A 20051-nucleotide genomic window follows, 5' to 3' on the forward strand; every position below is an offset into this window, starting at 1 on the left:
ATTAAATAAAAAAATCCCTATTTTAAGCAAAAACAGGGATTTTCCTTTGTTTTATTGATTTTCACCTTCATCATTAGGCTGTTCTTCTTCATCCATAATCGTTGAATTCGTTTCTTCTTCTGGTTCACTCGGTTCTCCAACAACAAATTCCTCTTTCGGCATATTATGCATACTGCGTGCGGTAACATGAGAGATCATGTAATAAGTCCCCTCTTCGGCAAAACTTTTTTCAAGACGATAAATTCCATTTTCCGCATGTTCAACTACGATCGTCTCATGATCTTCATCATGTGCACGCCATACTTCAAATTTCACCTCATCTGCATCTGTGACTTCTTCGTCACCGTATGTTACCTTTGCTTCAAAAACAATCGTTTCATTGGGCTCAGCCTTGTTAGGATTAACCGAAAGCTGAACATCTAAAAATTGGGGCTCATCTTCCGCACTTTCATTATTTGAACAAGCCGAGACAATCGCCAGTAATAAAATACTCATTAAAATCAAGCTCTTCTTCATTGGGCAACTCCTTTTTTAACAATTTTCATCTGATATCCTATCTATTATATAATTAACAGCCGCTTTTTTCTTCATTTAAAATTGGTAGAATAACAGTTACTTCTGTACCTTTTCCGTATTCACTTGTCATTTTTAGTTTTCCATTATGAAGCTTTACAAGCTGATCAACAATTGCTAATCCAAGCCCTGTGCCACCATCTGTTCTCGTTCTTGCTTTGTTCACTCGATAAAAACGTTGCATAATTTTTTCAAGGTCATCTTCTTTTATCCCTATTCCTGTATCACTGACAACCAAATGACATTTGTTCCGTACTTTGAATAATTTTATCTTAATTGTTCCGCCGCTTTCAGTATAACGAACGGCATTGTCCATTAGATTTTGGAAGATTTGTTCAATCCTCCCTTCATCACCATTAATGATCAACTCTGGATCAAGATCATATGTCAGCTTAATCCCTTTTTCATTTGCTGTTGAAATATATTTTTGCAATGCATCTTCAATTAATTGAGCGAGTGGCAAGGGCATTTTAACTAAGCTGAATTCTTCCGATTCAAATTTCATTAAGTCTAGTAGATCACCAACAAGTCTCTCAAGCCGTCCTGCCTCACGATGGATAAGTTTTAAGTATTTTTGCTTATCTTCTTCCGTTTTCACCATTTGTGATAGTAATGCATCGCTGTAACCTTTAACATAACTGATCGGTGTTCTTAATTCATGAGAAATATTTGCAATAAACTCTTTTTTACGCTCATCTTCTTTTTGAATCGATTGCGACATTTGATTAAAGGCTGTCCCAAGTTGACCAATTTCATCTTTTGATCGTATATGAACTCTTGTAGAAAAATCCCCTTCAGAAACTTTAACAGCCGCTTCCTTCATTTCTTTTAATGGCTTTGTCAGACGGTTAATCCATTTTGTTCCAAAAAATAAAGCGATGACAACAAATATAAATGCCGCAACTAACCATGAATAAGCAAAATCTTTTGTCAGATCATTTATTGATTCTAAAGGTAAGTACAAATAAATAATGCCTTCTAAACGATTATTGTCTAATAACGGAATGATAACCGCCATTATTTTTCTATCAAAACGCTCTTCATATCCTATCTTTTGAATCGGCTTGCCTTCAAGCAACGTTTGCCGTTCTTTCTCGCCAATAAGTGTTTCATAATCGATCTCAAAAGGAAGGCATGCGCTTAGCTCTCGCGGGTTGCTTACAACAAGCACTTCTGTTTCTGATTTTGAATTGTACCATTCAACTTTTTCCCGGATTTCATCTGATAAAGGACCCCCTTCATATTCTAAAGCGAGGCGATTTCCTTCATCTAATAAAGATTGTTCAATCTTATCAACATAGAGCCTTTCATAAAATATGTGAGAAAGGAAATAAGAATAAAGAATCGTTATTAAAATGGTAAAAGTAACGGTCAGCCAAAGCTTTTTAGCTAAGCTGTTTGTAATAAATTTCATTCGAATGGCACCTCAAACTTATAGCCAATCCCCCAAACTGTTTGTATGTAATCTGCAGCACGAAGTTTCATCCGTAATGTTTTAACATGAGTATCAACTGTCCGTAAACTGCCATGATATTCAATTCCCCATACTAATTCAAGAAGCTGCTCTCTGCTTAATGCTTGCCCTTCGTGCTCAACGAATGTGCTTAAGAGATCGAATTCTTTTAACGTTAAAGGAATTGAATCTCCATTTACCGTAACACGACGTGCCTTTTTATCGATCATTATTTTCCCAAGCTTAATAAAATCCTTTTCATTTTTATCGCTTCCCGTTCGTCTTAAAACAGCATTAATGCGGGCAATTAATTCACCTGGGCTGAATGGCTTCACAATATAATCATCAGCGCCAAGCTGCAGGCCTTTTACTTTATCCCATTCTTCACCTTTTGCCGAAAAAAATATAACCGGTACTGGTGATTTTTGCCGTATTTTATCACAAACTTGAAAACCATCTTCTCCCGGCATCATAATATCAAGTATGACTAAATCAATATTTTTATGATTGAGTACTTGTAGCGCCTGTTCGCCATTAGCACTGTGAAAACAATGAAAACCTGAATTCTCCAAATACATTTGTAATAAGTGGCGCATATCCTCTTCATCGTCTACGATTAAGACGTTAATATTACTCATTTATTCTCCTCCCTTGTGATGATCTCAAAAGGTCCTTTACCTACCTTGAACGTATCTATTATTTGTAGACTATTATCTAAGCTCACAAGATTTACGTCATTACTGTCATACCCGGCAATGACTAATAAATTGTCCATTACTTTCATTTCAAATGGATTTGCCCCGACTTGAAGTGTTTCCTCTAAATTTCCGTTACTGCTAATTTTATAAAGCGTACTTGTTCCATGGCTTAATGCGTACACAGATTCATTACTCTCTACGAAATTGATCGGCATTGTTGGGGCGGCAATTTTCTTTTTTAAGCTACCAGTTATTAGATCATATATATGTATATCCGTTTCAATATTCTGTCCTTCACCATGTCCGCCTATCCAAAGTTCATTATCTTTTTCTCTCAGTAAAGCTCCAGCAGCATTGCCGTGGATAGTAAATGATTTATCAATACGTTTGCTTTCAAGATCGATAACTGTTAGTTTCTTATCGTCAAAACTAATGACGTACAATTTATTTTGCTCACTGCCCTCTAAAAGAGTAATTGGATTTTTACCAGTTTTGATACTGTCAACTTCCTCTCCTTTGAAAGAAAAAAAGCGAACTCGATGTTCATTTTGGTCTGCAAAAACGAGTAATTTTTCGTCTTTTAATAACTTTCCGCTAACAATTCCCTTCCCTGTTTCCCACGTTTTTATTTTTTTCCCTTTTTTCAAAGAATAAAGATCCACTGAATCATTTTGTTTTCCGTATAGCAATATCGTATCGTTATCAGGAAAGATTAAACCGCCTGTATATGGTTTTTCAAGCTTCCATTCCTGCAATGTTTCTTTGTCATCAACATTTATAAATGATATTGTCATATCTTTTATATTTACAGTAGAAATAATATTTTTATCGGATGGAATTTTCGGAAGGTTATGATTTGTACATCCTGATAATATGATTATGCTAAGAAATATGAGTCTTAACATTAATTTCATCTGACTGTTCTCCTTTAAATTATACAGAGTGGTTTCTTTAACCATTATACCGGATTATTGTGATAAATTTGTGAAATAAAATGACTAGTTTTTGAAAATTCGGCACAAGTGATTTCAACTTGTTTAGCATTATTCCCTCGACTTTATGTGACGAATAATAAATATTTCTCTTAAAGCAAAGAAAAAATGTAAAACCAAAAATAATTTCAATCAAGTGTAATGTTGTTAGTATAAATTAAAATGGAGGAACTACAAGTCAATATTTCAAGTAACTTCCCTCAAACTGATTGAAAGACATTGTCAGTTGCGGTGAGGCGGAAGCGAATAAAACATATAGCTCATAAGTTCGTTTTGGTTAACAGTCTAAAAGCGGGATATCCTATAAAAAAGGTGTCCCGCTCTTATCAGATAACTTTGTTTTCAAGATCACCTAGCATAATAGTAGCGCCAGTTCAGTCCATACATCATTTTTGAGGATCAAGTTTTATCTCATATAGGTGATCGATTGGTCATAGGGAAATTTTGTTCAATTGGTCCTAGGGTCACTTTTATAATGAACGAAGCTAATTACGGCATGGATGGTTCCACTATTTTTGGAAACGGATGAAGAAAGTATTCACCTATGCTTTCTTTAAAGGGAAATACCGTTCTGAAGCTCTCCATTCTTGCTATCATAATTAGTGTACTCCCAACTATAGATACCCAGCTTTGTTAATGTTGGTCTAATAAACTGAAGGTTTTTATTTTCATCTATCAGATATGTTCGGTGCTTTTATTTTTTCTGACATAAACAATACACACCTTTTTATGAGTTATTTCTCATATAACCTATCTTATTACACTCTAATGCAAACCAGACATCCCCATTTGAGTCACATGCGATACCATGTGGTTCTGCTGATGATGTTGGAATTTTATACTCATTAATTTTTCCATCAATCACAGAAATTTGACCAATCTTATTTGCTCCCCATTCTGTAAACCACATTTCATCATTCTTTCCCGCAGTAATAGCGTGCGGACGTGAATTTGGAGTTGGAATATCATATTCTCTAATCTCCCCATCAGTAGTAATTCGCCCTATTTTATTGCCCATAATTTCTACAAACCAGATTGCACCATCGTTGCCATTAGTGATACCTACTGGAGCTGCTGCATGCGTTGGTAGAGGATATTCAGTTATCTTTCCTGTATCCGTCATCCTTCCAATTGAATTATTCTGGTTCTCCGTGAACCAAAGTGCGTTATCAGAACCTAAAGTAATAAAAGCAGGATAAGATCCCTTATTTGGAAGGTCATATTCATCAATAGCACCATCAGGCGTCAACTTTCCTATCCGGTTTCCATTCATTTGAGTAAACCATATTTCTCCATTTAGACCTTCAGTTATTCCGTAAGGCCCTGAATCAGGCTGCGGCAATGGATATTCTACAAAATCACCAGTTGTTGTTAGTTTCCCTATTTTATTGGCATTATTCTCTGTAAACCATATCTCACCACGGGAAGAAACAGTTAAGCACATTACTTTAGCGTTAGGGGTGGGAACTGTAAACTCTTTTATCCTACCATTTTGATTTATACAACTGATTTTGTTTGCTTTATGTTGAGTAAACCATACATTTCCGTCTTTTGCTGAAGCTATACCATAAGGCCCAGAATTAGCTCTCGCAATTGCAAATTCTGATATATCAATCTTCATACTAGACCCCCCCTCTTTTTATTTAATTGATTTCTTAGACTATTGCGTTTATTAATCAACATTTGGAATTCTTGTTCTAATTTATCTGAAGACTCACCATTTAGTTCACTAATGATTTGAGTCAGTTTGACTTCAACTTTTAGAAGTTCATCCTTAATATTATCACGCTCTGTCTGCTGGTTCCTTTCTTTAAATTCTTTATAACTTCCAGTAAACCCTGTAACCTTCTGTTGAGATATTTCAATAATTTTAGTTGCAATATTTCCAACGAAACGACTGTCATGTGAAACAAATATTACTGCCCCTTTATAGTTAATCAATAGATCCTCTAAAGCTTCAACGGCATCAATATCTAGATAGTTCGTTGGTTCATCCAGAATCAATGTATTACAATCACTAACAAATAGCTTTGCAAAAGCAACCTTTACTCGTTCTCCGCCACTTAGAACATTGACTTCTTTATAAACATCATCGCGATAGAAATGTAATCTTGCGAGAACAGTCCTCACTGTTGTTTCATCTTGAATCGAGGTAGACATGACATTTTCCAAAATCGATTCTTGTGAATCTAGAATATCTAAATTCTGACTAAAATATCCGATTTTGGCTACTGGTGAGATTGTTACTGCCGGTACTCTTTCTAGAATCTGTTTCAACATTGTTGTTTTACCAACTCCATTATTACCAATGATTGCAACCTTTTCACCGCCTTTAATGACAAAGAAAGCATCTTTCCAAAGCAAATGATTATCAAAGTTTACAGATGCGTTTTTCACACTAATCATGTGACGCCCTTGAATTTGTTCACAATTTAGTAAATTCATTTTGATAGGAGGAAGTTCTTTTGGTTTTTCCACATGCTCCAATTTTTCTGCACGTGTTTCCAGCGCCTTTATATTTTGGTGCATTTTCTTTTGTTTAGTAGCATGCTCCATCTTCCATATTCGAGATTCAGATGTCCCCATTCGTTTTGAAGGCGGTTTAATCATTCTTTGAGCCTTTTGTTCTTTCAGTTTTTTAGCTCGTTCCAACTGTCTTTTCTTAGCTATATATTTTTCATATTCCTCTTGTTGTTTTCGACGAAGCATTTCCTTTTGCTCTACATAACTTGTATAGTTACCGATATATTCTTTAATTTTCCCATCTTCAAGTTCCAAAATTTTCGTGCAGACTTGATCTAAAAAATATCGGTTATGTGATACAAGAATAATTGCACCTCGATATCGAATGAAATGTTTTTCAAGTTCCTCTATAGCGCGAGCATCAAGATTTGTTGTTGGTTCGTCAACAAACAAAATTTCTGCCTTTGTAGCTAATGCTTTGTCAATATAACTCTTTGTTACCTCACCACCACTTTTGAAAGTATCAGTCTCTTTCAATTGAGGTAAAAAATAGCGACTTGCATTTGTCTTAACTTCCCCTTTATCTGCTTCTGTTTCACCAGACAATATGGATAATAGCGTCGTTTTTCCACTTCCATTACGACCAACTACACCAATTCTATCTTTATAACGAATTTGTATTTGCTTGATATCTAAAAGTTTTCGGTCTTTAATAGTCTTTTCAATATGATTAGCTTCAAGAACGATCATTCAATCCCCCCATTTCTTAAATAACTAATTATGATCTTCATAAACTGTTATTTTAAAGTGTCACAATCCCAAAATTTTCCCTATGTCTTATTTAACATAAAATCGAGTAGGAGACTAATCATTAATTGATTAGTCGACCTCTCACACCACCGTACGTACGGTTCCGTATACGGCGGTTCAACCTTTTAAGTATCGAAGCTCATAGAGTGTGGAAAAATCTTTTAATCCCCATTTTCTGAGCTTTTCATTTGGTATGGCACGATGGATGATGTCATTAAGTGATACTCGCCATTTCTGTTCGTCAGTTCAGGAGTTTGCTTCCAGCTTCCTTCAGATTCCATTTCACAATGGACACCCTTGCTTTCAGCTAACAGTTCCTACTGCCAAGCCTGTAGTGGACTTTCACCACCAAGTTATAACCCATGCTGGGCGCACCACAAAAACCTCCTATCCATTTCTGAATAGGAGGTAATCATAAATATCAAAAAGAAGTAACTCAAATAAAAATACTTTTTGACTATTATGAAGTACATCATTAATCCTACTCAGAAAAGACAATGTTATAATCCTTACGTTTCTGAATAGGAAGATAATGTACAAAATTTTTTAAAAATAACTAGGGCTACATTATTTTTTAAAAAGTACAGATTTATCCCACTCAGAAAACTTTTCGTAACTTATAACGAATGTTTTTCTCATAAATAGGATTAAAAAATCATGTATTTAATTCACCCTTCCAATTTTTATTATCTATAATTATTAACATACTTAATTAAAAAAGTCAAATTATTCATTTGAGTCATACTTCAAAGTGAAATGTTGTCAATATTCTTTGACCCAACTCTTATAGTCTTCTTTCAAATGTTGCACTTTTATTAAAATCGATTGGCTCAGCTACCACTGCTGTTTGTTAATTTTTCTAACAATGAATGATTGTTGCTCATCTTTATACAAATTTCCCACAGAAGGAATCATATGAGCTGAAAGTGATCTATTGACTATTTTGCTGTTTGCAGTCTGTCAGTATATGTCATCATCCGCTTGCATATGTTGGTTTAGTACTTTTTTCTTCGGTAAAATAAAAAAGCAGAGTAAATTTGGGAAACAAACCAAATACTCATGCAAAACATAAAGTGTTATCTTAATAATGTGTATTTTTAAACAACTTTATTGTAAATTAAACGACTTTTTCACTCAACATGACTTTGTCTATAATCTAAAAGTGGGATACCCTTTTTATAAGATATCCCACTTAGTTTATTTATTTAAATTTAAGCTTTTTTAATCCAAAATTTAAATACGCCTGCGTCTTCTTCTGTCTGTAAAAGTTCATGACCTGTAGATTGAACCCATGCTGAGACGTCTTTTTGTGAACCTTTATCAGTAGTATGCACTTCTAAAATCTCACCGCTATTTAAATCTCCAATCGATTGTTTAATGCGTACAATTGGCATTGGACATGATAAACCCTTTGCATCTAATACTTTTGTTGCTTCCATTATAAAATCCTCCTTGAGTTTCTATTATTATAATCAAAGTATGAATTGATTATTGTTTTTTCTCAATACTGCCTTTCCAACCAGTCATTCCTGGAATCACATTTATAACATTTTTCATTCCCTTTTCAGTAAGCATCTGAGCAGCAAAGTCACTGCGGTTACCAGTTCTACAAACAACATAAACTGGTTTTGCAGAATCGATTTGATCAATGTTCTCTTCTAACTCTCCAAAAGGAATTGATTTTGCCCCTGGAATGTGACCAAAAACATATTCAGCCTCTTCGCGAACATCAATAATTTCAATGTTCTCACCAGCTTTTATTAATTGTTCAAGTTCATCATTTTGAATGACATTTGGATGCTTTGCTACTTCTTTCTCTTCTTTTTCGCTTGCCTTGCGAACATAGTGTATTAATAATCCTTCTTGTTCTATCGTTCCAAGATATTGGTGCCCTGCAGACTCTGCCCATGCTTTTATATCAGCTTTTGAGCCTTTATCTGTTGCCTGAACTTCAAGAACTTGACCACCATCAAGTTCTTCAATTGCTTTTTTTGTTCGTACAATTGGCATTGGACATGATAAACCTTTTGCATCTACAACTTTATGACTTGCAATATTCATTTGTCTACCCCCGTTAACAATTTTTTCTTTTTAACTGCTGCTGACCATGCAATCATTCCGCCGATCATATTTAATGCTTGGAAACCATGATATTCAAGAAATTGAGCGGCATTGCCACTACGGTTACCTGACCGACAAACAATAATATATTCATTGTTCTTATCAAGTTCATGAATTCGTAAAGGCAATGTTCCAAGCGGAATGTTTAAGATCCCAGGAATTTTCGCAAGCGCAAGTTCTTCTGGTTCTCGAACATCAATAAGATGAAGTGTTTCCTTATTATTAAGCCGTGTTATCACTTCAGCTGCAGTAATCTCTTGCAAGTAGGGTCTCTCCTTTCAATTCAATGAACTTAAAAAGCTTTTTTAGTATTAGCTTTTCAGCTAACTTATCAATCAATGAAAAAATTTCTTTTTTCAGTTCTACCAAGCATTCATTCCGCCTTTAACGTTATAAATGGTTTTAAAGCCAAGCTTTTTTAACCTTTTTGCTGCTTGCATACTTCGATTGCCACTTCTGCAAATTAAAATAACTTCTTGTTCTTTATTAAGAGCATTTGCTTTATTGACTATTTGATGAAGTGGGATGTTTTTAAAGCCTTTTATATGGTTTGCTTTGAATTCGGCTTGCGTTCTAACATCTATATATTGTACTTTGTTATTTTTTACATTCTTTTTTTTTCGCAGTTCATCTGTTGTCATTTGATTTACCCCTTTTACTGGTGTAAACCGACTGAAGATGAAAAGTACAACGAATATAATTAGAACCGTATTTATGACGGAACTCATCATCTCACCTCTTATATGAACAAGTTAACATTTCCTTCTGATGCATCTGCCAAGTATGCAGCAACACCACCAAATTCAACACCATCAATAAATTCTTCATTTTTTAAACCGAATAGGTCAATTGTCATTTGACAGCCAACAAGTTTTATTCCTTGTTCTTTCCCCATTTCAATTAATTCTGGAAGCGGCATCGTATTATGTTTTTTCATATTTTTTTTCATTAATTTTGGACCTAGCCCCATATATTGCATTTTAGATAACCCAAGTCTATCTGCACCGCGGGGCATCATTTTTCCAAAGATCTTTTCAATAAAGCCTTTTTTTGTTTCAATAAGTTCGTCTTTTCGAAGGGCATTTAATCCCCAAAATGTGTGAAAAATGGTTACTTCATGATCAAATGTTGCTGCACCATTAGCAATAATATAAGCAGCCATTGCTTTATCATAATCACCGCTGAATAAAACAATTGTCGTTCGTTTTTTTTCTCCCATATTAACCTCCTAATACCTATAAGGGTATAATTTTAGTTAAAAAAATAATCGCTTATTAATAATACCACTATGGGTATATTATTAAATTTTTATAAAAATGTCAAGAACTTTTCAAATTTATTTTTTTCTCATAGCAAAAAGGAAATTAACTTCTTTCAGACTGTTATAAACGCAACGCTCACATTCTTCGTTGCTTACACTAGGTGAAAAGTTCATAAGCTTATCGCTTCCGCTTTGCGACCTTCGTTTAATAAGCATTTTTCAAAATTATTTACTTTCTCTACAAGCTAAAAGGAGGTAAGAACCTCCCTTTATCCGGCTTTTATCTGCTCTTAACAAGCAGCTGAACTGCTTCATTGACAGCATCCTGCGAATCTTTACCAGCGTGAATATCTTCAATTAAACATCTTTCCAAATTTCTACTTACGATGAGAGCAACCGTTTTATCTGCGGCTGATCGAATTGCTGTTAATTGAGTTGTAACATCTTTGCAATCGTCTCCGCTTTCCATCATCCGAATAACTCCTTTAACTTGTCCTTCAATGCGCTTCATACGATTTACGATGTCTTTATCAAACTTCACAATTCAACACCTCCCAATAGCTATATTATTTTACAAGCGTATATCCTTTAATCTTAAAACCATTTTTTCTTAATATACGAGATCCTACATTTTTCTCTAAATGTGATGAAGCAATAATATATATTTCTTTTGTGGGGATTTCATTTGAGTATCTATTTAAATATCCGCATGGAATATTAATTGCTCCTTCAATCGGATTTCCGGCTGAATCTTGGTAATCGCGAAGATCAATACAGCTCGATTTATAAAACTCTTTATTCAAATTTGATACATGTGGAATATTTACAGGATAATACCGATACACAACTGGTAGAGAAAGAATGATAAATAATAATAGTAAAAAGTACATTTATCACACCTCTTATTGAAATAGTTGTACTATCATTATATACCTATTAGGGTATATTTTCAACTGTTAAAAAAAACATCCATAAAGGATGTTTTTAGACTGTTGACCCACACTCGTATTTTTCGTTGGTAAGCTCATGAACGCTTGTTTATTAATTTTTTTCGCTTACTTCAAACATTCGTCAAGAACTTTTTTACCTATTCATTTTATATCGATATAAATCAACTTTTAATGATTGGATACCCTTTTTATATTCAAATTCTGATTTTAACATTCTTGATTTTTAATGTTTATTGTATTTGCCCTTTAATAAAGCCTCTTCAAAATAAACATTTACTTAATTTGAGCCTTTAAATAATAAATTCCACTATTTAAATGGCCAAGCGTTACTTTAAACCCATATTCCTAAAATGACTGTTTTAATTGTTCAGAAGGAATCCGTTCATGGACTGGGGGACCCATTTCCATCTCGACCGCTTCCCAGTCTATGATCAGTATGGTGCCGTTTTGTCTTATCATTCGTTTAAACTCTCCTATCGCTTTATCCAAGTGTGCAATTTCATGAGCAACAAATGCAACAACAGCTTTATCAACACTATTTGTATTTAAATCAATTTGTTCAAGATTGCTTACAACATACGTAATATCATTTATCTTTTCTCCGTCAATGCGTTCTTTTAACAGCTCTAGCATTTTCGGTTCAATATCTACAGCATATACATGCTTTGCTTTTGATAACAGCGGAACAGTTAAATACCCATTTCCACATCCTAAATCAGCAATTATTTCATCCTCCTTTATCTTTAATAAAGCAAGAACCTCTTTAATTGGAAGCAGTTCTTCTCTTTTTGGATCAAGAAGCTTCGCTGCCTTCTCCGGCTTGAAACGATGATGACCACCCATTTTTATCACACTACCTTTCAAAACTGTATCTTATATTTTTACATATTTCTTTTAAAAGATGCAAAACATATGTTTGATGATGATAAAGAAAGGAATGAGCAGTTCTTGAGTTCTCCTTACAGATGTCCTAACTGTAAAACAAATCGCAGCCGATTTAATATAATTAAACAAATTTCACAATCAGTAAAATTAAATCCCCAATCAGGCGAAGTCATTGAGCAATATACAGACAATCAGCTTGTCCCTTTTCATTTGCCCTATAAAGGACCAGAATATAAAGTACAATGTGCTTCATGCGGACTTATTGAAGACGAAAGGACATTTATTAAATTTGGCGAACAACAGTAATCATAAACTTGTCATTACTTTTTAAAAGTAATGACAAGTTTATGATGATAGACAAAGTCGATATTTAAACATTTCTTTAGACTCGTTGAAAACGCTTGAAGGAGCCGAGCAAAAATGTGAAAACTTACAACGAACTACAAGCATCCAACAGTCTAGTTTTACTCATTTTTTTGGAGAACGTTATTTTCAATAAAAAAGTCTTTTGCAGCTATTTTCCATTGTTCGTATGGGGAAGATCGAACAAGTCTTAATTCGCTCGTGATTTTTGTTCTTCCTTCGCCTTGTAAATACCATTCCACTTCTACAGGAAGCGATAAAAACAATTGATCATTAACATTAAGTTGTTTTTTTTTACGTTCAATAACGTAACATTTTCTATAAGGTGAAATATTTCCCGCCAATTTAATTGTTCCGTTGAAACGAATGAAGTAATCCTTTGATCATGTTGCTTCAAACCCGTTATAAAACAATGAATCAATTCTTCCAATTTCGCGTTCATTAAAAATTCTTCAAGAACTCCAGCAGCTTTTAGAACCATTAATTTATGTGCTAAATCAATATTGTCTGATTGATGAGTAGTACTTCCTAAAAAATGAATACAAAAATGACCAGGAAATTGATTGTTTAATGCCCCAGCCCCATGCGGCATACCATGCATTGAGGCAGCAATCCACCTATCATTATGCATCACGATAATGGCTCGCCGTTTCCAGCTCCATTTTCCATTATAAATTTTTTTCATTATTTTTGTGTCTGTTGCTGTAAGAGGCTGAACATCGGCATGCTGGCTCCCAGCACGTCTTTGGACACGAAATTTCATGCCGCTATCAACATCAATTACCGTGAAAATACTCTTTTTCGGTAATAATTTATTAACCTCTTCCCATGAGAGCAATTCAATTTGATAACTAATGTTTGATGTCAATTTATTAACTTCTAGACATTTACCTGCTGCAGCATCATTAAAAAAAACTATAATTAAGCCTACTATAATCCATTTTTTCATTTTTTTCACTCATTTACTTTCAGATAATTGTTTCCCGTTCATTTTTTCCTGTTCAGTTTATTTCATACATAGAAAAAACCACCCATTTATTAATGGATGGTTTCGTCTGCAAGGTCTAATTCGGTTTATTTTTTATTTAATAATTCAATATTTAGATTTTCTCCAATAAATACCAAATTTAGTGGCATCTTCATATTTTCTTTCATATAAATCGGCATGCCGTATGAAAATTGAAATAAATATGGATATTTGGAATGGTGGAAGCTGACATAGCCTTTTATTCGGTAAACGGTTTCTGGCAACTCTCGTAAAAATTGTTCAAAAGCTGTTTTGTTTATCGAATGCTGAAATTGATAAACAAAAGAAGTTAAATTTAAGCTGTGATGTACATGAGCTGTGCTGTTTTTCTTTTTTTCGACAAATCTTTGCGTCTGCAGTGTTTCAAGTGATACTTTTGAATAAGACGTTAAAATACAAAGTGCTGTTGCGTTAATTGATTGAATTTCAAAAGTTAGCTGTCCCTTCTCCGCCTCTGTTAATAAGTCAGCTTTATTAATCATAATCGTATCTGCATGCCGAACTTGTTCTAATAATAATTGCTGTAGCTGTGGGTTTAATGCTTTACGGTCAAGCCATCTTTTCCCGTCGACTATGGTAATAATTCCCTTCATTGTGATTTTTTCAGCAAATAATGGTGATAAGACAGCATCAAGTACTTCGACAGGATGAGCCGCACCAGTTGTTTCAATATATATGACATCTGTTTTCTCTTCGATTAATAGTCCTTGTAATTGAGCTTCGAGTTTATCTTGAATTGTACAGCAAATACAACCGTTCAATAGTTCTTTTAATGGAATATCTCCATCAATGCTATCTGAATCAATCGAAATTTTTCCAAATTCATTCATCATGACTGCAACTTTCCTTTTTAGCTGCTTCTCCATATGCAGGAGCTGCTTCAGCAATGTCGTTTTTCCACTCCCGAGAAAACCTGATAAAATGTAGATTTCTGTTTTTTTCATTTTATAATCCTTTCCAAAGCATTAATCACGGTCCTCTAACATTTCATTTAAAATCGAAATCATTTTTTCCTTTATTTGAATCGGTTCATATTTCGTTAAATATCCAATATATTGAAACAATTCTTTTTTACATTTCCATACTGGTATATAGGCATTCGGAAAATATTGCCCATTGTATTCAAGACCAATTTCAATAAATGATTCATAATCTTCTTTAAAAATCTCTTGTTTTTTTGCTTGTCTCCCTTTTATTGATCGTGTTAATTCAATTACTAACTTTTCATTAAAGCTTGCAAAGCTTTGCTTAAAAGCTGTTTTTAACTGCTCAGAAACAAGTTCACATTCATTTTCAATCTTTTCTACTTCTTTTGATAATGTTTCATTTAAATCAAAAAATTGCTTCAAGACGATCACCTTTCATCTTATCTTTCAAAAACAACGACTTTAAAAACAAATTTTATAGTAATTTGTCTTTTTGTACAAATTTAAGACTTTTTAAAGTCAAAAAAAAGAAACTCCTCGGTAAAAACACACCCGAAGAGTTTTTATATTACGCATCAATGAGAGTTTTTAATACTTCTACAGCTTTTTGAATTTGTGTGTCATTTTTTTCAATATGCTGGCGAACGAGTTCCATTAATTTTATTGTCGACTCTCCTTTTAACACCCCATTAGCTTCAAGTTGGGTATCTTTTTGGAAAGCAATAACTGCTTCTTTTGTTTTATCATCGAAAAAGCCGTCTTTTCTGCCAGGATCATATCCTAAAACAGTTAGCATCTCTTGTGCTGTTTTCACTTCATTAGAAGAAGACGAAACCTTTAGCTCCTTGTCAGGACTTATATACGGCAATGAAGCATATTCAGGTAACGACACTTCGTAATCTGGTTTTATTCCTTTTTCATGAATCCAATTTCCTTTAGGCGTCAACCATTTTGAAGTTGTAAATTTCATATTAGAACCATCATCAAAATCTTGTGCTGTTTGCACAGTTCCTTTTCCAAATGATTTTTCACCAATTAAAGGCACATTTGCTGATTCTTTAACAGCAGCTGCTAATATTTCTGATGCACTCGCACTTCCTTTATCGATTAAAACGACTAATGGAGTATCGGAATTATTATTATTTGAAGACTTATACTCTTCAATATTACCAGCCCTGTCCTCCACTTTAAAAAGAATTTCACCATCTGGAACAAATAAGCTTGAGATCTCAATGGCTTGTGGCAATAATCCGCCCGGATTTTGCCGTAAGTCAAGTATAAGTCCCTTCATTCCTTCTTGTTGGAGGTCATTTAAAGCAGTAAGCAGCTCCTTTGTCGTGTTTGTGGAGAAGCTTGTTATTTGTACCTTTGCAATGCCATCTTCTAGCATTTCTCCATAAACGGTTTCTATTGGAATTGTATCACGAACAATTTCGATATTTAATGTTTCTTCTACGCCTTCCCGTTGGATCGTTAACTTTACTTTCGTTCCTTTTTCACCACGAATATGTGTAACCGCTTCTGAAGCATTCATTCCTTGTATACTTTTTCCATCTACCGCTAAAATTTTATCATTCGGCTGTAAACCCGATTTTTCCGCTGGGGATCCTTTTATCGGTGAGACAATAATAATATGGCCTTCTAACTCTTGAATCTCTGCTCCGATTCCTTCAAAAGAAGATGAAATGTTTTCATGAAAGCTCGCTGCTTCTTCTTTATCCATATAATCTGAGTAAGGATCATCTAAAGAATCAAACATCCCGTTGATAGCTCCATTTACTACTTTTTCTGGATCAACCTTTTTATAATATTCCTTATTTAGCGTATCGTAAGCAGTATAAAGCTTTTCAAATTCACTTCTTTCTTTCAACACATTCTTTCCATTCCCAAATACGAAAACAGATGTTGTAATTCCTGCAGTTACTAAAACAATGAAAAATAACAACACGGCAAATTGAAACCGTTTCATTTGAATAAACTTAGATTGTTTTTCGTTTAACTTCTGATCTTTTTTCTCTTGCTCTTCCAAACATTTTCACCACTTTCATTTACCAAATAAAACTAACTAATAGTTTTATTGTAACAATTATTGTATTTGTTTGAAAACAAAAAACTAAAGAAAGTTTTGACATTATTTATTATACTATAAGAATAAGAAACAACAGCCTTAAATTTAGTGAAACGAAAATAAAAGCACTTAACCGCATTCAGTTAAGTGCTTTTAGACTATTGTTATTAGCTGATAAACCTCTCCTTATTGCTTTATACCTGTTTTTGAACAGCGCTTTACATATTTAAACTGAACTTATGCTACATCATAGCCTTGATTTTCAATTGCATCTTTTAACTCTTTTACAGACGCCTCTTGAGAATCATACTGTACTTCTACTTTTCCACTTTCAAGATAAACAGTTACATTTTGAACACCATTAATAGTATTTAGTGCATTTTTAACCGCTTTTTCACAATGTCCGCAAGTCATTCCTGTTACGTTAAGTGTCATTTTTTCCATTATTAATCAACCTCGCTTAAAATTTAGTATTATATTTTCACTCGCTTCAATCGAAGAGAGTTAGTCACGACAGAAACTGAACTAAACGCCATGGCAGCACCCGCAACCCATGGTGCAAGTAAACCTAAGGCAGCAATTGGTATTCCTGCTGAATTATATGCAAGCGCCCAAAAAAAGTTTTGCCGGATATTAGCCATCGTTTTTCTGCTTAAAAAGATTGCTTTCGGAATTAAAGTAAGCTCACCGCCTAAAATTGTAATATCAGCTGTTTCTATAGCAACGTCTGTACCAGTACCAATGGCAATCCCGATATCAGCTAGCGCTAGGGCAGGAGCATCATTAATTCCATCACCGACCATTGCTACTTTTTTTCCTTTCAACTGCAATTCCTTAACATAATTCGCTTTCTCTTCTGGCAGTACTTCCGCAATCACATGAGCGATTCCCACTTCGTTAGCAATTGCCATTGCGGTCCGTTTATTATCTCCTGTTAGCATATAAACATCTATTCCGCTTGTTTTTAATTCGGCAATCGCTTCCTTCGCAGATTCTTTAATCGTATCTGCTACCGCGACAATCCCTGTTAATTGTTTATTTTCAGCAATAAACATTGCTGTCTTTCCGTCCTGTTCATACTGGATGAGCTCTTCTTCCCGCTCTTCATAATGAATATCGTATTTCTTCATTAATTTTCTTGTACCAACTAATATTTGCTTATCATTAAATTCAGCCATTATACCATACCCAGGTATTGCTTCGAAATGTTCGGGAGTTAAAAGCTCAATCCCTTTTTCCATTCCATACTCAACGATGGCAGTTGCTAATGGATGCTCAGAGGCATTTTCCGCAGATACTAAATATTGTAAAGTATTAGGATCATCACTATGAAAATCTGTAACAATCGGCTTTCCTTTTGTAATCGTGCCTGTTTTATCAAGAACATTTGCATTCACTTTATGTGCTGCTTCTAAATGCTCGCCGCCTTTAAATAAAATTCCGTTTTCTGCTCCTTTTCCAGTCCCAACCATTATTGATGTTGGGGTAGCTAGCCCAAGTGCACAAGGACAAGCAATTACTAGAACGGCAATCGCTGTTTCAAGCGCTTTTGGAAGATCACCTGGTGTAATGATAAAAAACCAAGTTAAAAACGTAAGAATTGAGATTACCACGACTATAGGGACAAAATAACTTGAAATGACATCAGCAATACGTTGAATTGGTGCTTTGCTTCCTTGAGCTTCTTCGACAACTTTAATAATTCCAGCTAAAGCTGTATCTTTTCCCACCTTCGTTGCTCTCATTGTTAATGTTCCGTTTCGATTAATCGTTGCTCCGATAAGAGGATCTCCTTGTTGTTTATCGACGGGAATAGATTCACCGGTTATCATCGCTTCATCAACGGCTGAATGGCCTGAGACTACTTCACCATCAACGGGAATTTTCTCACCCGGCTTGACGATGAGGATGTCGTTAACTTGCACCTCTTCAATCTGGATTTTTACTTGTTGTCCATTGCGAATAACAGTCGCATCTTTTGCCTGTAAACTAATTAGTTTTGAGAGTGCCTCAGTCGTTCTTCCTTTTGCCATTGCTTCAAACAGCTTACCTACAAGAATTAATGTAATTAAGACAGCACTCGTTTCAAAGTATAAATGCGGCTCATAACTCGGATTCCAAATTGTTTTAAGCCCTTCTGCGACACTGTAAAAATATGCTGCCGACGTACCTAATGCGACAAGCACATCCATGTTGGCGCTTTTATTTTTTAGTGATTTATAGGCGCCTATATAAAACTGTCTTCCGACATAAAATTGCACGGGAGTTGCCAGTGCCATTTGAAACCACGGATTCATAATAAAGCTCGGCATTGGTATATTTAAATCCCACGGTGCATGAGCAACCATTGAGTATAGGAGCGGTAAAGATAAGATGATCGATAATGTTAGCTTACGCTTTTTTTCATGTAATTCTTCTTTTTTTTTTTTTTGCTGTTCTTTTGAACTTCTTTGTTCCCTTTCTTTCGCATCATAACCAAGCTTTTGTATCCGTTCAATTACATCAGCGACATTTAGTTCACCGCTATTTATTTCTACAGCTGCCGTTTCTGTTGCTAAATTAACGGTCGCTTTTTTAACACCATCCATTTTATTTAACACTTTTTCAATTCTAGAGGAGCAGGCTGCACATGTCATTCCCGTTATATCAAGCTCTGTCTTTTCTGATCGAACACCATAGCCAAGATTTTCAACTTTCTCAATGATTTCTTCGCGCTTCACTTTCTCATTATCCAACTCGATCGTTGCATTTTCTAATGTTAAATTGACAGTAGCTTCAACACCATCCATTTTGTTTAACACTTTTTCAATTCGAGTCGAGCAAGCAGCACATGTCATTCCCGTTATATCAATTTTCATTTGATCCTTCATCTAGAATCACCCCGCTTTAGTAGCTTAGGATCTGCTAAACTGTTCAATTACTTTCATTAACTCTTCAATTGCGTTATCGCCCTCTCCCAACTTAATTGCACTAGAAACACAATGATGTGTATGACGTTCTAATACACTCATTCCAACTTTTTTTAGTGCGTTATTAATAGCCGTTATTTGAATAAGGATATCAACACAGTAGCGATCTTCCTCAATCATTTTTTGAATACCCCGCACTTGTCCTTCGATTCGTTTTAATCTTTTAATCAGTTTCAGTTTTTTCTTTTTCTTCGTCTGTTCGAGGAACAAGAGGACTTTTAGCCGAATCTTCCTCATGCTGGCATGATTTACCCATTAAATCACCTCTTTATTAATTACTATACCCCTGTATAGTATGTGAGTCAACGATAAAGTGATGCAAATCATAATTTTTTCATCAGAGATACATTTGAAGAAAATTTGTTTCTTATTTTATTGTTTTGTAGCAGCTTTTTTAACATCCATACTTGTTGCTAATTAAGAGTTATACATTTGCCCCTTAGATTTTCACTTAAAAAATCGAATCGAAAAAAGCCATAGGAAACAAAAGCT

At 34.5% G+C, this 20051-nt stretch carries 22 protein-coding genes and 1 pseudogene; 2 read left to right on the plus strand and 21 right to left on the minus strand.

Going from position 1 to position 20051, the window contains the following annotated elements:
• Positions 1-51: 51 nt before the first annotated feature.
• From K6959_RS08985 to K6959_RS09000, 4 genes are read right to left on the minus strand one after another with little or no spacing between them, the layout of a single operon-like run.
• Positions 52-516 (minus strand): FixH family protein, encoded by a 465-nt coding sequence (locus K6959_RS08985; protein WP_163242615.1) that lies wholly within the window; start codon positions 514-516, stop codon positions 52-54.
• Between the two features lie 52 nt (positions 517-568).
• Entirely contained in the window at positions 569-1987 is a 1419-nt protein-coding gene (locus K6959_RS08990) for an ATP-binding protein (protein WP_163242614.1), read from the minus strand.
• On the minus strand, positions 1984-2664 hold the full coding sequence (locus tag K6959_RS08995) for a response regulator transcription factor (RefSeq protein ID WP_223088238.1): 681 nt from the start codon (positions 2662-2664) through the stop codon (positions 1984-1986). Before K6959_RS08995 ends, K6959_RS08990 begins: the two co-directional genes overlap by 4 nt.
• Positions 2661-3638, minus strand: coding sequence for a YncE family protein (locus K6959_RS09000; RefSeq protein WP_163242612.1), 978 nt, complete (start codon positions 3636-3638; stop codon positions 2661-2663). Before K6959_RS09000 ends, K6959_RS08995 begins: the two co-directional genes overlap by 4 nt.
• Positions 3639-4107: 469 nt before the next feature.
• Between K6959_RS09000 and K6959_RS19830 the strand changes: the two are divergent.
• Positions 4108-4242 (plus strand): annotated as a pseudogene (locus K6959_RS19830) (streptogramin A O-acetyltransferase VatC); the annotation flags it as partial.
• Positions 4243-4443: 201 nt separating this feature from the next.
• On the opposite strand, the gene K6959_RS09005 reads toward K6959_RS19830, so the two are convergent.
• The 10 genes from K6959_RS09005 to K6959_RS09050 all read right to left on the minus strand — a co-directional run bounded on the left by K6959_RS09005 (position 4444) and on the right by K6959_RS09050 (position 12164).
• Entirely contained in the window at positions 4444-5337 is an 894-nt protein-coding gene (locus K6959_RS09005; RefSeq protein ID WP_223088240.1) for a Vgb family protein, read from the minus strand.
• Entirely contained in the window at positions 5334-6929 is a 1596-nt protein-coding gene (locus tag K6959_RS09010) for a Vga family ABC-F type ribosomal protection protein (RefSeq protein WP_223088242.1), read from the minus strand. Before K6959_RS09010 ends, K6959_RS09005 begins: the two co-directional genes overlap by 4 nt.
• Before the next feature lie 1271 nt (positions 6930-8200).
• Entirely contained in the window at positions 8201-8428 is a 228-nt protein-coding gene (locus K6959_RS09015) for a sulfurtransferase TusA family protein (RefSeq protein ID WP_163242380.1), read from the minus strand.
• Positions 8429-8477: 49 nt separating this feature from the next.
• A complete protein-coding gene (locus K6959_RS09020) occupies positions 8478-9050 on the minus strand; it encodes a sulfurtransferase TusA family protein (protein ID WP_163242381.1) in 573 nt (190 codons plus the stop codon).
• The gene (locus K6959_RS09025; RefSeq protein ID WP_163242382.1) at positions 9047-9373 is read right to left on the minus strand and encodes a rhodanese-like domain-containing protein; all 327 of its coding nucleotides are present in this window, start codon (positions 9371-9373) and stop codon (positions 9047-9049) included. Before K6959_RS09025 ends, K6959_RS09020 begins: the two co-directional genes overlap by 4 nt.
• 99 nt (positions 9374-9472) lie before the next feature.
• Complete coding sequence (locus K6959_RS09030; RefSeq protein ID WP_223088243.1) at positions 9473-9841, minus strand: rhodanese-like domain-containing protein; 369 nt, start codon at positions 9839-9841, stop codon at positions 9473-9475.
• Positions 9842-9849: 8 nt separating this feature from the next.
• The gene (locus K6959_RS09035; RefSeq protein WP_223088245.1) at positions 9850-10329 is read right to left on the minus strand and encodes a DsrE/DsrF/DrsH-like family protein; all 480 of its coding nucleotides are present in this window, start codon (positions 10327-10329) and stop codon (positions 9850-9852) included.
• A 322-nt stretch (positions 10330-10651) separates the two neighbouring features.
• The gene (locus tag K6959_RS09040) at positions 10652-10912 is read right to left on the minus strand and encodes a metal-sensitive transcriptional regulator (protein ID WP_163242385.1); all 261 of its coding nucleotides are present in this window, start codon (positions 10910-10912) and stop codon (positions 10652-10654) included.
• A 25-nt stretch (positions 10913-10937) separates the two neighbouring features.
• Entirely contained in the window at positions 10938-11261 is a 324-nt protein-coding gene (locus K6959_RS09045; RefSeq protein ID WP_163242386.1) for a rhodanese-like domain-containing protein, read from the minus strand.
• Positions 11262-11666: 405 nt separating this feature from the next.
• Entirely contained in the window at positions 11667-12164 is a 498-nt protein-coding gene (locus K6959_RS09050) for a class I SAM-dependent methyltransferase (RefSeq protein ID WP_223088247.1), read from the minus strand.
• 105 nt (positions 12165-12269) lie between these two features.
• Here K6959_RS09050 and K6959_RS09055 point away from each other — a divergent pair, with 105 nt between their 5' ends.
• On the plus strand, positions 12270-12512 hold the full coding sequence (locus K6959_RS09055) for a DNA alkylation repair protein (RefSeq protein ID WP_163242388.1): 243 nt from the start codon (positions 12270-12272) through the stop codon (positions 12510-12512).
• A 301-nt stretch (positions 12513-12813) separates the two neighbouring features.
• Here the strand turns inward: K6959_RS09055 and K6959_RS09060 are convergent, their stop codons facing one another.
• The 7 genes from K6959_RS09060 to K6959_RS09090 all read right to left on the minus strand — a co-directional run bounded on the left by K6959_RS09060 (position 12814) and on the right by K6959_RS09090 (position 19736).
• The gene (locus K6959_RS09060; RefSeq protein ID WP_223088249.1) at positions 12814-13518 is read right to left on the minus strand and encodes a hypothetical protein; all 705 of its coding nucleotides are present in this window, start codon (positions 13516-13518) and stop codon (positions 12814-12816) included.
• A gap of 125 nt (positions 13519-13643) precedes the next feature.
• The gene (locus tag K6959_RS09065) at positions 13644-14540 is read right to left on the minus strand and encodes a CobW family GTP-binding protein (RefSeq protein ID WP_223088250.1); all 897 of its coding nucleotides are present in this window, start codon (positions 14538-14540) and stop codon (positions 13644-13646) included.
• Between the two features lie 21 nt (positions 14541-14561).
• Positions 14562-14945: a hypothetical protein gene (locus K6959_RS09070; protein WP_163242391.1), complete on the minus strand. Its 384-nt coding sequence runs from the start codon at positions 14943-14945 to the stop codon at positions 14562-14564.
• A 145-nt stretch (positions 14946-15090) separates the two neighbouring features.
• Positions 15091-16491, minus strand: coding sequence for a lmo1851 family serine protease (locus K6959_RS09075; RefSeq protein ID WP_163242438.1), 1401 nt, complete (start codon positions 16489-16491; stop codon positions 15091-15093).
• A gap of 336 nt (positions 16492-16827) precedes the next feature.
• Positions 16828-17034: a copper chaperone CopZ gene (gene copZ / locus K6959_RS09080; RefSeq protein ID WP_223088252.1), complete on the minus strand. Its 207-nt coding sequence runs from the start codon at positions 17032-17034 to the stop codon at positions 16828-16830.
• Positions 17035-17063: 29 nt separating this feature from the next.
• Complete coding sequence (locus tag K6959_RS09085) at positions 17064-19460, minus strand: heavy metal translocating P-type ATPase (protein WP_223088254.1); 2397 nt, start codon at positions 19458-19460, stop codon at positions 17064-17066.
• A gap of 24 nt (positions 19461-19484) precedes the next feature.
• Positions 19485-19736, minus strand: coding sequence for a metal-sensing transcriptional repressor (locus K6959_RS09090; protein ID WP_262421983.1), 252 nt, complete (start codon positions 19734-19736; stop codon positions 19485-19487).
• Positions 19737-20051 lie beyond the last annotated feature (315 nt).

Origin of the sequence: Bacillus aquiflavi (genome assembly GCF_019915265.1) — a bacterium.
In the GTDB taxonomy this organism is placed as follows: domain Bacteria; phylum Bacillota; class Bacilli; order Bacillales; family Cytobacillaceae; genus Bacillus_BT; species Bacillus_BT aquiflavi.